General features: G+C 43.3%; 8 protein-coding genes. 7 read left to right on the top strand and 1 reads right to left on the bottom strand.

Annotated elements, in window-relative coordinates; genetic code table 11:
• The first annotated feature begins 85 nt into the window (after positions 1 to 85).
• Positions 86 to 2,092 carry a YgiQ family radical SAM protein gene (locus tag E0E16_RS05090; protein WP_130829744.1) on the top strand — a complete coding sequence of 669 codons (2,007 nt, stop codon included), beginning with the start codon at positions 86 to 88 and terminating at the stop codon, positions 2,090 to 2,092.
• 869 nt (positions 2,093 to 2,961) lie between these two features.
• Positions 2,962 to 3,846: a 4-hydroxy-tetrahydrodipicolinate synthase gene (gene dapA, locus E0E16_RS05085; protein ID WP_130829346.1), complete on the top strand. Its 885-nt coding sequence runs from the start codon at positions 2,962 to 2,964 to the stop codon at positions 3,844 to 3,846.
• A 37-nt stretch (positions 3,847 to 3,883) separates the two neighbouring features.
• Here the strand turns inward: dapA and E0E16_RS05080 are convergent, their stop codons facing one another.
• Positions 3,884 to 4,927, bottom strand: coding sequence for an asparaginase (locus tag E0E16_RS05080; protein ID WP_130829344.1), 1,044 nt, complete (start codon positions 4,925 to 4,927; stop codon positions 3,884 to 3,886).
• A 362-nt stretch (positions 4,928 to 5,289) separates the two neighbouring features.
• Here E0E16_RS05080 and E0E16_RS05075 point away from each other — a divergent pair, with 362 nt between their 5' ends.
• The 5 genes from E0E16_RS05075 to carB all read left to right on the top strand — a co-directional run bounded on the left by E0E16_RS05075 (position 5,290) and on the right by carB (position 14,302).
• Positions 5,290 to 6,072: a polysaccharide biosynthesis/export family protein gene (locus E0E16_RS05075; protein ID WP_130829342.1), complete on the top strand. Its 783-nt coding sequence runs from the start codon at positions 5,290 to 5,292 to the stop codon at positions 6,070 to 6,072.
• A 132-nt stretch (positions 6,073 to 6,204) separates the two neighbouring features.
• A complete protein-coding gene (glmS, locus tag E0E16_RS05070; protein ID WP_130829340.1) occupies positions 6,205 to 8,052 on the top strand; it encodes a glutamine--fructose-6-phosphate transaminase (isomerizing) in 1,848 nt (615 codons plus the stop codon).
• A gap of 29 nt (positions 8,053 to 8,081) precedes the next feature.
• Positions 8,082 to 9,974, top strand: a complete 1,893-nt coding sequence (locus E0E16_RS05065) for an amidophosphoribosyltransferase (RefSeq protein WP_130829338.1) — start codon at positions 8,082 to 8,084, stop codon at positions 9,972 to 9,974.
• Positions 9,975 to 10,001: 27 nt separating this feature from the next.
• Positions 10,002 to 11,078 (top strand): glutamine-hydrolyzing carbamoyl-phosphate synthase small subunit, encoded by a 1,077-nt coding sequence (carA, locus tag E0E16_RS05060; protein ID WP_130829336.1) that lies wholly within the window; start codon positions 10,002 to 10,004, stop codon positions 11,076 to 11,078.
• Positions 11,078 to 14,302 carry a carbamoyl-phosphate synthase (glutamine-hydrolyzing) large subunit gene (gene carB / locus E0E16_RS05055; protein WP_130829335.1) on the top strand — a complete coding sequence of 1,075 codons (3,225 nt, stop codon included), beginning with the start codon at positions 11,078 to 11,080 and terminating at the stop codon, positions 14,300 to 14,302. The genes carA and carB overlap by 1 nt, the downstream gene beginning before the upstream one ends.
• Positions 14,303 to 14,414 lie beyond the last annotated feature (112 nt).

The raw sequence follows: 14,414 nt of genomic DNA, 5'->3' as shown, positions 1-14,414 counted from the left end.
TCATTTGAAAACACGTAAATCAAAGGAAAAGATAAATCCTGAAAAAATATCAGGGAGAACGAATACCCAAAAGCAGAAACCGGAAATGATGGGAACTAAAAACAACAAATTGGTTTCTGCTTCATATTCACGTTTTCAACTGACGGATTTCTTGCCGACAACAAAAAAAGAAGTAGAACTAAGACATTGGAACGAACTTGACATCATTCTCTTTTCCGGCGATGCGTATATAGACCATCCGGCTTTTGGCGCAGCCGTCATTGGGCGAACACTCGAAAAGGCAGGTTATAAAGTTGCAATAGTCCCACAACCCGATTGGCATGGTGATTTCCGTGATTTCAAGAAATTGGGGCGTCCCAGACTTTTTTTCGGAATTGCCCCGGGAGCAATGGACTCAATGGTAAATAAATATACTGCGAACAAACGGCTCCGTTCCGAAGACGCATATTCACCAGACGGGCGACACGACCTCCGACCCGAATACCCTACCATTGTCTATAGCAAGATATTAAGACAGCTATATCCTGATGTTCCTATCGTATTGGGAGGGATAGAAGCCTCTTTGCGTCGATTGACTCACTACGACTATTGGCAAGACAAACTCCGGAAAAGCATCCTTTGCGATGCTGATGCTGATATGCTAATCTATGGTATGGGGGAAAAGCAGATTCTTGCAATAGCAAAGGAACTTGGGGCTGGTAATAATATAAACGAAGTTAAAGAAATCCCTCAAACGGCATTCTTGTGCAAAAAAGAAGATATTCCCGGAGGAATAAAAGAAGAAGACATCATCCTCCATTCCCACGAAGAATGTCTGAACAACAAAAAATTTGAGTCGGAAAATTTTAAGCATATCGAAGAGGAATCCAACAAGAGATATGCAAAACGAATCCTGCAAGCAGTTGATAAAAAATACGTTGTGGTCAATCCTCCTTACCCCACCATGACAACAGATGAGGTGGATGCTGCTTATGATTTACCCTATACAAGGGAGCCACACCCCAAATACAAAGGGAAAATCATACCGGCGTACGAAATGATAAAACATAGCGTAAACATACATCGGGGGTGTTTCGGAGGTTGCGCATTCTGCACCATATCTGCACATCAAGGAAAGTTTATTACCTGCCGATCAAAAGAAAGCATATTGAAGGAGGTACGACAAATCATCAAAATGCCCGACTTTAAGGGTTATCTGTCAGACTTGGGCGGTCCGTCCGCCAATATGTATGGCATGGGGGGCATGAACCAAAAAGCGTGCGACCGCTGCAAGCGTCCAAGTTGCATCTTCCCGGAAGTGTGCCCAAATCTAAATACCGATCATAGCAAGTTGTTGGACATATATAGGGCTGTGGATCGGTTGCCCGGAATAAAAAAGAGCTTTATAGGTTCCGGTGTCCGATACGACTTAATTCTCCATAAATCCAAAGATGAAAAAGTTAATCAAGCGGCAAAGGAATATGCCAAGGAATTGGTAACACGCCATGTTAGCGGTCGCCTGAAAGTAGCTCCGGAACACACATCCAACAATGTACTACGACTGATGAGAAAGCCCTCGTTCCAACAGTTTTATGCCTTTAAGCGCATATTTGACAAAATAAACAGCGCTGCACATCTGAAGCAACAAATCATTCCCTACTTCATCTCTTCTCATCCCGGTTGCAAAGAGGAGGATATGGCAGAACTCGCTGTGCTGACCAAAGATTTGGATTTTCATTTGGAACAGGTCCAAGATTTTACCCCTACTCCAATGACCGTTGCCACTGAAACTTGGTATTCCGGTTTTGATCCATATACACTTGAACCGGTTTTTTCAGCAAAAACTCCTCGAGAAAAACTTGCACAACGCCAGTTCTTCTTTTGGTATAAGAATAGCGAGAGGCATAATATTGAAAAAGAGTTACGAAGGATAGGAAGAAGCGACTTAATCCCAAGACTTTATGATGGCAAGCCTTTCCGCACCAAAGTAAATTATAACCGACAAGCTATTGGCAGTAATCCTTTGGATGATAAACAAGGTTCAAAAAAAAGAAACAACACTGTTAAACGTGTCAAGGAACGGTATTCACGAAATGACAAAAAGCGAAGATAGCAGCCTTCCCAACGCATATTTAGTCGTTACAAATATCATTTATTACCATATTTTTTTCGACAAGAGGCTATGCTGAAACCTATTGAAAAAAGCATATCTTTATTCATGACTTCAAAGGCAATAATATTTGGGGAATTGAGTTAGTCATTACCCACACAAATCAACATAATCCCAACATTTCTACCATACATTTACAGTATTGACATATATTCAACTCCACCGGTCATTAGGAATCCCCGGTGTTGTATGGCTGTGAGAAATCTTTTTCTTTTCTTAATGGTGTCCTGAATGATTTCGTGTAAGTCTCACGCAAGGTTGCAGCAAATCATACGACTTGACGTGTTTTGTTCCAATGCCGTGCAGCACCAATCTCCTCATGGCTTCAATTCGTATTCAGCCAGTGGAAAACAGACACTTAATGCCGGGCATTTGCCCCGACCATCACCGCGAAATTATATTACAAAAGCTGCATCCAGGACACGCTTCGTAATGTATTGATAATCAAGGCGATATTAATTTCGATTTAAAAGCTTAGCTTTTGCGCTTCAATTCATGACCTTTTGCATTCCAAAAGCTAAGCTTTTGCTTGGTAAAAGGTAAGCTTTGGGGATAGATAGAATAAAAAAATAAGATAGTATTGGTTTTTGTCATGTTAGTCGCAGAATTTACTTGTTTGATTTTGCAATACTTAGAAATGTGATTTTTCGACATGGTAAAATCATGAACAATATATCGTTGCTCAAGTTTTTAACAATATAAGTAGGGGTTCAAAATTAAAGTGTTGCGGAATTAAGAATATATAAAAAGTGAATTTTCTTTGATGATTGACAATAATGTGTTACTTTTGCAATGAAACAAAGATAATCAATATGCAAAATGTTTTTCGCGGATTAGGAGTCGCTCTTGTAACACCTTTTAATATTAATGGTGACATTGACTATGGAGCACTTGAGAAATTAATAGAATATCAAATAGAGAACGGTGCAGATTTTTTATGTATTTTAGCCACTACGGGTGAAACCCCATGTCTAACATCAAAGGAGAAAAACGAGCTGACCACTTTCATTAAGTCGGTAGTTAAAGGCAGAGTTCCGATCCTTAAATATTGTGGTGGCAACCATACCGCTGCCGTTGTTGATGAAATTAAAACAAGCGACTGGCAAGGGATTGATGGTATCTTGAGCATCTGTCCCTATTACAACAAGCCCAGTCAGGAAGGACTATATCAGCACTTCAAAGCCATAGCGGAGATATCGCCGTTGCCGATAGTCCTGTATAACGTTCCGGGGCGCACGGGCGTGAACATGAAAGCAGAAACGACAGTGCGTATTGCTAAGGATTTTCCCAATGTAGTGGGAATAAAGGAGGCTTCGGGCGATTTGGCGCAGATAGATGAGATAATGAAACTTAAGCCGACAAATTTCGAGGTGATAAGTGGCGATGACGCTCTAACCTTTCCTATGATTGTCAGCGGCGCGGTTGGTGTCATTTCCGTTATTGGCAACGCGCTGCCAAAAGAGTTTTCAAGAATGATACGATTGGAATTAAATGGAGAATTTGAGTCAGCTCGCAAAATTCACCATCAGTTTACCGAATTGTATAAGCTCCTTTTTGTTGATGGAAATCCTGCGGGATGTAAGGCTTTGCTGAACGATATGGGGATGATAGAAAATGTGTTGCGTCTTCCTTTGGTTCCCACTCGGATTGAGACAAAGAAGAAAATGGACGAAATATTAAAAGGGATGAGACACTAAGTGCTCACCCCTTTGCTTGATTCTCGGAATCGTATTTCTAAGTTCTCGGTATGGTTATTTCTCCAGCCAAGGATTTTTTCATGTATTGGCGAATAATGTCAGAATCCTTGTATCTGGCTTGCAGATGCATGAGTTTTGCCACAGCGGCTTCCACCGTGCTGTCGTATCCTGTTACAATTCCGGCTTCTTTCAGATGATAACCCGCGTCGTAGCGGCTCATCTCTACCTGACCACTGATACATTGGCTGATATTGACAACCACAATACCTCTTTCGGTAGCCTTTTTCAAAAGTTTCATAAGCCAAGGCATTTGAGGGGCGTTTCCACTACCGAAAGAACGCATTACGATGCCTCGCAACTCAGGCGCGTCGAGTACATGTTCCACCAAATGCTCCTCCAAACCGGGAAACAAAGAGAAGATAATGACGTTGTTGTCAAGACCGATATGCGGAATCATTGGTTTATTAAAATCGGGCTTAAGGATGTTATGTTCGTGAAATGTGAAGTTTACTCCGGCCTCGCAGAGATGTGGATAATTGAACGAATCGAATGCGTTAAATTCGTCCGCGTTCTGCTTTGTGGAGCGATTGCCTCGTAGCAAATGCCCATTGAAGTAGATGCATACTTCGGGAACCATTGCCGTGCCATCATCTTTGTAGGTGGATGCCAGTTCGATACTTGTCATTAGGTTTTCTTTTCCGTCTGTTCTGAGTTGCCCTATAGGCAGTTGGGAACCGGTGAGAATAATGGGCTTTGTAAGGTTCTCAAACATGAACGATAACGCCGAAGCAGTGTATGCCATGGTGTCCGTGCCATGCAGAATGACAAACCCATCATACCTATCATATCGGTCGGCGATGATAGTAACAATATCGCCCCAAAGTTTTGGCGACATGTTCGATGAATCGATGGGCGGTACGAATTGATAAGTGTCGATGTCAGTTGTAATTTGCTTAAATTCGGGGACGTTATCAGCTAAATGGTTAAAATCCAAAGGCTCTAAAGCACCGGTAATCGGATTGCTTCCCATACCAATGGTTCCACCGGTGTAAATTAATAAAACTTTATTTGTTCTTTTCATGTTAGTATTATCTTTGGCGCAAAGATACTAAAAAGATTTTACCTGTTTGACATTCTTTCGCCTGATTTTTTCTCTCAAAACACCATAACGTCTCCTTTTATCTACATGGATGGCTAACAGTAAATAGCTGTTTCTTGAAAATAATTGACTAAATGCTTCTCTTTTCTTGCGATAGGTTGTAAAGCGCAATTAAACTTACCCATTTGATAACTTCGTATTCTTTGCGTCCATTTGTATCAAGTTTTTAGGAAAAGGCATCAATAGAAACGGAAAAGTGATTTATTCTTTTGTTGTTATCAAAAAATAGTAGTATTTTTGCAACATCTTTATGAGAATGTTTCTGTTAACATGTTTTTAAATATATGAAGAAATTACTTTTACCCCTTTTTGTATGTGCCATTCTCCTCACCATAGTCGCAGGTTGTGGTTCAAGTAGAAAAATCGTTTATTGGCAAAATATTGACTCTATCAGTTTGGCAGCTTCGAAAGGGTTGTACGATGCGAGAATTATGCCGAAGGATGAATTAAATATCCTTGTACAGACCACTGATCCGGCTACTTCAGAGCCATTTAATTTGAGACAACCTAACCAATATACTATAGATGAACACAGAATTAGTGGATATCTTGTAGATAATGATGGATATATCAATTTCCCATTGGTAGGGAAAATTCATGTGGCGGGCTTGACAAAGAACGAGTGTGAAGATTTGTTGAAAAGCAAAATACAACCCTATATGTCGCGCACGGAAAATCCATTGGTGGCTGTCCGTATGAGTAGTTACAGAGTTACGGTTACCGGCGAAGTGAACCATCCGGGCGTAATTCCGGTAAATACTGAGAAGATGAGTGTGATGGAGGCTTTGGCAGCAGCAGGTGATTTGACGATATACGGTAAACGTGACAATGTAATACTTTTGCGCGAAGATGCCAATGGAGAGAAGCACAAGACTCGTTTAAATCTGAATGACGCGAATATCATTAACTCGCCTTATTTTTATTTACAACAGAATGATATTTTATATGTAGCCCCCAACAGTGTAAAAGCAAAAAACTCCGAAATCGGAAGTTCAACAACAATATGGTTCTCCGTAGTTGGGATTCTAACTTCATTGGCTTCATTAATAGTTAATATTCTCAGATAAAGTATGCTCGTTGAATTTGGAATTAAGATGAAAATTTTATTTTATACTTTCTCTCATGGCTTTTGGTGATTTTCATTAGTTCGTTTCAGAGCAAGTATTAATTTTTATTTTAGATTTCAAGATTTTTTATTTATGTGTGGTATAGTAGGATACATAGGAACAAAGCGACAAGCCTATCCAATATTAATAAACGGATTGAAAAGATTGGAATATCGCGGCTATGATAGTGCCGGAATAGCACTGATGAGTAGTGATAACAATCTGAGTGTATATAAAACAAAAGGAAAAGTCTCGAATTTGGAGGCTTATTGTGCGGAAAAAAACATAGAAGGTACCATTGGTATTGCCCACACTCGCTGGGCAACACATGGCGAACCTTCTTCCACCAATGCGCATCCGCATTATTCACAGTCTAAAAATTTAGCCATCATCCATAACGGCATCATTGAAAATTATGCCGAGATAAAGAAGAAATTACAGGCGAATGGGGTTAAATTCCTTTCTGATACCGATACGGAAGTATTGGTGCAATTAGTGGAATACATTCAAACTCAAAAGAAAACCGATCTTCTCTCCGCCGTTCAAATAGCTTTGCACCAGGTGATAGGGGCCTATGCCATAGCCATTTTGGATAAACGGCATCCCGACACCCTCATTGCCGCACGCAAGCAAAGTCCGCTGGTGGTGGGGATTGGTGATGGAGAGTTCTTCTTAGGTTCGGATGCCAGTCCGATAGTGGAATATACAGACAAGGTGGTTTATCCCGATGATGGCAATATTGTCGTAATGAAACTTGGAGAAGAACTGAAGGTTGTCAATATAGATAATGAGAAACTCTCGCTTGAGGTTAAGAAGGTTGATGTGAATCTTGGTCAAATAGAAAAAGGCGGTTATCCTCATTTCATGTTAAAGGAAATATTTGAGCAACCTGACTGTTTGAGAAACTGTATGCGAGGAAGGATAAACGTAGAGCATGACAATGTAACCCTAAGCGCGCTGATAGATTACCGCAGTAACTTGGTGAACGCCAAGCGCATTATCATTGTTGCTTGTGGAACAAGTTGGCACGCCGGATTAATTGGAAAGCAAATCATAGAGACGTTCTGCCGCGTTCCGGTTGATGTGGAATATGCCAGTGAATTTCGGTATCGCAATCCGGTGGTCTCTCATGATGACGTGGTGATAGCTTTGTCGCAAAGCGGCGAAACAGCCGACACGCTTGCGGCGGTAGAACTTGCTAAAGAGCGAGGAGCCTTTATTTATGGAATATGCAATGCAATAGGTTCGAGCATTCCTCGTGCGACCCATACCGGAACTTATATCCATGTAGGACCAGAAATCGGAGTTGCTTCCACCAAAGCCTTTACAGGTCAGGTTACAGTCTTGACCATGTTCGGATTGGCATTGGCAAACGCCAAAGGCACCCTTTCGCATAATAAATATGTGGAGGTGGTAAAGGAATTGACGTCCATGCCGGATAAGATAACGGAAGTGTTGAAGACCAACGACCTCGTGGCAGATTTGGCTCGGACGTTCACATACGCTCGCAACTTCTTGTATCTCGGCAGAGGATTTAGTTTCCCGGTCGCTTTGGAAGGAGCATTGAAGTTAAAGGAAATATCCTATATCCACGCAGAAGGCTATCCGGCAGCAGAAATGAAGCACGGTCCTATCGCGTTGATAGATTCCGATATGCCGGTTGTTGCAATTGCCACACACAACGCGATGTATGAAAAGGTAAGAAGCAACATACAAGAGATTAAGGCAAGGCAGGGAAGAGTCATCGCTTTGGTTTCAAAAGGAGACACGACCATCTCAAAGATAGCTGATTCTGTTATAGAACTTCCCGACACCTTGGAATGTTTGGAACCACTACTTGCTACAATTCCCCTGCAATTGTTGGCATATCATATAGCAGTTTGCAAAGGTAAGAATGTTGATCAACCCCGAAATCTTGCGAAATCGGTAACTGTAGAGTAATCTTTTTATGAAAAAATAAACATAACCTAATGGAGAAAGAGATACATGAAGATTGTGGCGTGGCCATGATCAGGCTGCTGAAACCTCTCGATTATTATCAGAAGAAATATGGTACATGGAGGTATGCTTTGAACAAGCTCTATCTGATGATGGAGAAACAACACAATCGCGGACAGGAAGGTGCCGGTATGGCGGCCGTGAAACTTTGTTCCGATCCCGGACATGAGTATATGTTTCGTGAGAGAGCTGAAGGAAAGAATGCCGTAACAGAAATATTTGCCAATGTTCATCACTCTTATAAGCATTATTCTGAAGCCCAAATGGCTGACTCTGCTCTTGCCGAAAAAGAAATTCCTTTTGCCGGAGAGCTTTATATGGGACATCTTCGCTACTCCACAACCGGCAAAAGCGGATTATCTTACGTGCATCCTTTTTTGAGAAGAAACAATTGGAAGGCTAAAAATCTTGCCCTGTGTGGCAACTTCAACATGACCAATATCGATGAGATTTTTGAGAAGCTGACCGAGCAAGGACAATGTCCGCGCATTTACAGCGACACTTACATCTTATTGGAGTTGATGGGGCATCGATTGGATAGAGAGGTGGAAAGAAATTTTGTTGCCGCGAAGAAGAAAGGACTTGAAAAGCGGGATATAACAAAATACATCGAAGACCATGTTGATATGAAAAATGTTCTTCAGACCACCATGCACGCTTTCGATGGCGGATATGTCATCTGTGGCATTACAGGTTCGGGCGAGATGTTTTCTATAAGGGATCCTTGGGGCATTCGCCCGGCATTTTATTATATGAATGACGAGATAGTTGCCTTAGCAAGTGAGCGTCCTGTTCTTCAAACCACTTTCGACTTGTCTTGTGAAGATGTGCGTGAGCTTCATCCCGGTGAAGCTCTCATCGTAAATAAAAGCGGGGAATGTTGTTTGCAACAGATTATTGAGCAAAGAGGTGATGCTGCCTGTTCATTTGAACGTATTTATTTTTCAAGAGGGTCGGATAGAGACATCTACAAAGAGCGAAAGAAGTTGGGAGAGCAGCTCACTCAAAATGTCTTGCAATCCATTGATTACGACACGTCTCACACTGTGTTATCGTTTATACCAAATACGGCAGAAGTCGCATTCTACGGTCTTTTACAGGGACTTAAGTTTTGGCTCAACGAACAAAAGGTGGAACGTATCAAGGCTTTGGGACATCAGCCCTCGGAAGACGAACTATCAACCATACTCAATCAGTCGATTCGTTCTGAGAAGGTGGCATGGAAAGATATTAAGTTACGTACTTTTATTACTGAGGGCAATTCGAGAAGAGATTTAGCATCCCATGTGTATGACATCAGCTATGAGAGTATCGTTCCTTATGAAGATAATCTTGTCATCATCGACGACTCCATCGTAAGGGGAACAACGTTGAAAGAGAGTATATTGCGCATCCTCGACCGATTGCATCCCAAGAAGATAGTCATTGTTTCCAGTGCTCCGCAAATCCGTTATCCTGATTATTATGGTATTGATATGCCGCGATTGGAAGAGTTTTGTGTTTTCCGGGCAACAGTGGAGCTGATAAAGGAACGTAAACAAGGTCGGCTGTTGGATGAGGTCTATGAGGATTGTAAACGAGAAGTGAGCAAAGGGCAAGGCGAAACTATCAACAATGCCGTTCGTAAGGTATATTCCCCTTTCTCTATAGATGAAATCAATAGAAAGATAGTGGAAATGTTGCGTCCCGATGGTATGACAACTCCTGTGGATTTAGTGTATCAAAGCATCGAGGGACTGCATGAAGCTATCCCCAATCATAAGGGAGATTGGTATTTTACAGGGGATTATCCCACGTCCGGTGGTATGCGGCACGTTAATCAGGCTTTCATAAATTACTATGAAAATGTCTATAGCAAAGAATAATTCGGAATCAAGCAATTATATAATATAATGAGAAATGTAACTTTAGTCTTAAATGACGGTACTGAATTTCATGGAAAGTCATTTGGTTATGATGCCCCAGTAGCCGGCGAGGTGGTGTTTAACACAGCTATGATGGGCTATCCCGAAAGTCTGACCGACCCTTCGTATGCCGGTCAGATGCTTGTAATGACCTTTCCTTTAGTTGGTAATTACGGTGTACCACCGTTTACAATAGAGCAAAACAAAATTCCATCTTATATGGAGAGCAACAAGATATATGTTTCTGCCCTTATTGTATCAGACTATAGTGAGGCTTATTCACATTGGAACGCCGTGGAGAGTTTGGCAAGCTGGTTGAAGAGGGAACATGTCCCGGGTATCACCGGCATCGATACTCGCGAGCTTACGAAGGTGTTGCGCGAGCATGGTGTGATGATGGGCAAGATAATATTTGACGACGAGCCTGACAACATTCCCGAAGCTCATTATGAGGGAGTGAACTTCGTAGATATTGTCTCAACGAAAGAAATCATAAAGTATAATGAAGGTGGCGGAAAGAAGGTGATTCTCGTGGACTGTGGAGTAAAGGCAAACATCCTTCGCGAACTGGTCAGCAGGAATGTAGAAGTAATTAGCGTTCCATGGAACTATGATTATACAGGGATGGACTATGATGGATTGTTCCTTGCCAACGGACCCGGCGATCCTGATATGTGCGCCGATGCCGTTGCCATTATCCGTAAGCAGATGAATGCCGGTTCCAAGCCGATATGCGGCATCTGTATGGGTAATCAATTGATGGCAAAGGCTGCCGGAGCTACCATCTATAAACTGAAATACGGACACCGTGGTCATAATCAGCCGGTACGCATGGTGGGTACGAATAAGTGCTATATAACCTCTCAGAACCATGGTTACGCCCTGGACGCCAAGACGCTTGATAAGGATTGGGAAGAACTCTTTGTGAATATGAACGATGGCAGCAATGAAGGAATCAGGCATAAGACTCATCCTTGGTTCAGTTCGCAATTCCACCCGGAGGCAAGTTCCGGACCCATGGATACTGAATTTATTTTCGACAAATTTGTAGGAGCACTGAAATAATGAGAGACGAATCAATAAAGAAAGTCCTGATATTGGGTTCAGGCGCATTAAAGATTGGTGAAGCGGGAGAATTCGATTACTCTGGTTCTCAAGCATTAAAGGCATTGCGCGAGGAAGGTATTTCCACAGTGCTTATCAACCCAAACATTGCAACTGTTCAGACATCAGAAGGGGTAGCCGACCAAATTTATTTCCTACCCATACAGCCCTACTTTGTAGAGCGTGTCATTCAGAAGGAAAAGCCGGATGGTATTCTTCTTTCTTTTGGTGGGCAAACGGCACTTAACTGTGGTGTGGAGCTTGACCGTTCGGGAGTGTTGCGAAAATACAATGTAAAGGTATTGGGAACACCCGTTGAAGCCATCATGAACACAGAAGACCGAGAACTGTTCGTCGAACGGCTGGACGAGATAGACGTAAAGACCATTAAGAGCGAGGCTTGCGAAGATATACGAAGCGCGCGCGAAGCAGCAAAAACGCTCGGTTATCCCGTCATCATCAGAGCTGCCTATGCCTTGGGTGGCTTGGGAAGTGGCTTTGCCGATAATGAGGAAGAACTCGACAAAATCTGCGAGAAAGCCTTCTCTTTCTCGCCACAAGTCTTGGTGGAGAAAAGTCTTAAGGGATGGAAAGAGATAGAATATGAAGTGGTGCGCGACCGTTACGATAACTGCATCACGGTCTGTAACATGGAGAACTTCGATCCCCTTGGCATCCATACAGGAGAGTCGATTGTGGTAGCACCCTCGCAAACCCTTACCAATAGCGAATATCATAAGCTTAGAGCGCTTGCCATTCGCATCGTGCGCCATATAGGTATCGTGGGCGAGTGCAATGTGCAGTATGCTTTCGACCCACAAAGCGAGGATTACCGGGTCATCGAGGTAAATGCCCGCCTTTCGCGCTCCTCGGCCTTGGCAAGCAAGGCCACAGGCTATCCCTTGGCTTTCGTGGCTGCAAAGCTCGGTATGGGATACGGACTCTTTGAACTGAAGAACTCCGTTACCAAAACAACATCGGCATTCTTCGAACCTGCACTCGACTACGTTGTATGTAAGATACCCCGTTGGGACTTGAGCAAGTTCCGTGGCGTGGACAAGGAATTAGGATCAAGCATGAAATCGGTGGGCGAGGTCATGGCAATTGGTAGGAACTTTGAAGAAGCCATACAAAAAGGTCTCCGAATGATAGGACAGGGTATGCATGGTTTTGTAGAGAACAAGGAACTGCAAATCCCGGACATCGACGAAGCTCTGCGTGAACCCACAGACAAACGCGTCTTTGTCATCTCAAAGGCAATGCATAAAGGTTATACCGTGAACCAAATCCATGACCTGACAAAGATAGATTGTTGGTTCCTTAACAAGCTCAAGCACATCATTGATATTGATGAGGGACTGAAAGCACACAATATCAACACTTTGGACAAGGAACAATTGCGTGAAGCAAAGGTATATGGGTTCACCGACTTTCAAATCGCCCGCGCCGTTGGGTTGGAGGAAGAGTGTAAGAACATGCATCAAGCGATGCTCGTTGTTCGCAAGCTACGCAAGAGTTATGGTATTCTTCCCGTGGTAAAGCAAATCGATACCCTCGCCGCTGAATATCCTGCCCAAACCAACTATCTTTATGTTACCTATTCGGGCATAAAATCCGACATCAGATTTGTGAACGACCGCAACAGCGTCATCGTTCTTGGATCGGGAGCCTATCGCATTGGAAGTTCCGTGGAGTTCGATTGGTGTGGCGTCCAAGCCTTAAATACCATTCGCAAGCAGGGCTATCGTTCCATCATGATCAATTACAACCCGGAGACTGTATCCACCGATTATGACATGTGCGACCGCCTCTATTTCGATGAACTTACTTTCGAGCGTGTTATGGACATCATCGATTTTGAAAGTCCACACGGCGTGATAGTCTCTACAGGCGGACAGATTCCCAATAATCTTGCCATGTATCTTGATGCCGAGAACGTTACCATTCTTGGAACAAAGGCAAAGGACATCGACAATGCTGAAGATCGCGCCAAGTTTTCCTCGCTGCTCTCCGAACGAGGCATTAACCAACCCGAATGGCGTGCACTCACGAGCATGGACGATATCAACGAATTCGTGGATAAGGTAGGATTTCCTGTTCTTGTACGTCCCTCCTATGTCCTCTCAGGTGCAGCGATGAACGTATGCTCCAATAAGGATGAGCTGACGAAGTTCCTCCGGTTGGCAGCCAATGTTAGCGAGGATCATCCTGTGGTGGTCAGCAAGTTCATTGAGCATGCTAAGGAAATTGAGATGGATGCAGTGGCAAGGGACGGAGAGATACTTGCTTATGCCATTTCCGAACATATCGAGTTTGCCGGAGTTCACTCCGGTGATGCCACCATACAGTTCCCCCCACAGAAACTCTACGTGGAAACCGTGCGCCGCGTGAAACGCATCAGTCGGCAGATAGCAAAGGCATTGCATATTAATGGTCCGTTCAACATACAATTCATGGCACGCGAGAACGATATTTTGGTCATTGAGTGCAACCTTCGTGCGAGCCGTTCCTTCCCATTCGTAAGCAAGGTTTTGAAACTCAACTTGATTGACCTTGCCACGAAGGTAATGTTAGGCGTGTCCGTGGAAAAGCCAAGTAAGAACCTCTTCGATCTTGACTATGTGGGCATAAAGGCAAGTCAGTTTTCTTTCAATCGTTTGCAAAAGGCAGACCCAGTCTTGGGCGTTGATATGAGTTCCACCGGCGAGGTGGGATGCCTTGGCGATGACACTTCAACCGCCTTACTGAAGAGCATGCTTTCGGTGGGGCATCGCATTCCGAAGAAGAATATTCTTCTTTCCACAGGTGGTGCAAAGCAAAAAGCCGAAATGCTCGACGCGGCAAAAATGTTGCGCAACCATGGTTATAACCTCTACGCAACCGGAGGCACCTCCAAGTTCTTGACGGAGAATGGCGTGGATAACACATTGGTTTATTGGCCCTCTGATGAGGGTATGCAGCCACAGGCACTCAGCCTCTTGCACGAGAAGAAGATAGACATGGTAGTGAACATTCCCAAAGACCTCACGCCTCGCGAACTGACCAACGGCTATAAAATCAGGCGTGCCACCATCGACCTGAACATACCATTGATTACGAATAGCCGTCTTGCCAGCGCGTTCATCACGGCATTTTGCAACAACAGCCTCGATACCATCGATATCAAGGCTTGGGGAGAATACTGATCCATTCATGCTTTTACCATCTCGAGGCTCATGCATGCCAATGCTATGAGCCTCGAGATAAAACAATTCATAAGGAAATAATAAGATAAAATCTCTATCTATTCGTGCCTGA

This window comes from Prevotella rectalis, assembly GCF_900607215.1.
GTDB lineage: Bacteria > Bacteroidota > Bacteroidia > Bacteroidales > Bacteroidaceae > Prevotella > Prevotella brunnea.
The sequence above is the reverse complement of the archived record's forward strand: the minus strand, read 5'-3'. Positions and strand labels throughout refer to the sequence as shown.

Bases quoted from the DNA above. Each gene is read 5' to 3' on its own strand.
- carB (WP_130829335.1), top strand. From the start codon at position 11,078: ATGAGAGACGAATCAATAAAGAAAGTCCTGATATTGGGTTCAGGCGCA.
- E0E16_RS05080 (WP_130829344.1), bottom strand. From the start codon at position 4,927: ATGAAAAGAACAAATAAAGTTTTATTAATTTACACCGGTGGAACCATT.
- dapA (WP_130829346.1), top strand. From the start codon at position 2,962: ATGCAAAATGTTTTTCGCGGATTAGGAGTCGCTCTTGTAACACCTTTT.
- glmS (WP_130829340.1), top strand. From the start codon at position 6,205: ATGTGTGGTATAGTAGGATACATAGGAACAAAGCGACAAGCCTATCCA.
- E0E16_RS05090 (WP_130829744.1), top strand. From the start codon at position 86: ATGATGGGAACTAAAAACAACAAATTGGTTTCTGCTTCATATTCACGT.
- carA (WP_130829336.1), top strand. From the start codon at position 10,002: ATGAGAAATGTAACTTTAGTCTTAAATGACGGTACTGAATTTCATGGA.
- E0E16_RS05075 (WP_130829342.1), top strand. From the start codon at position 5,290: ATGAAGAAATTACTTTTACCCCTTTTTGTATGTGCCATTCTCCTCACC.
- E0E16_RS05065 (WP_130829338.1), top strand. From the start codon at position 8,082: ATGGAGAAAGAGATACATGAAGATTGTGGCGTGGCCATGATCAGGCTG.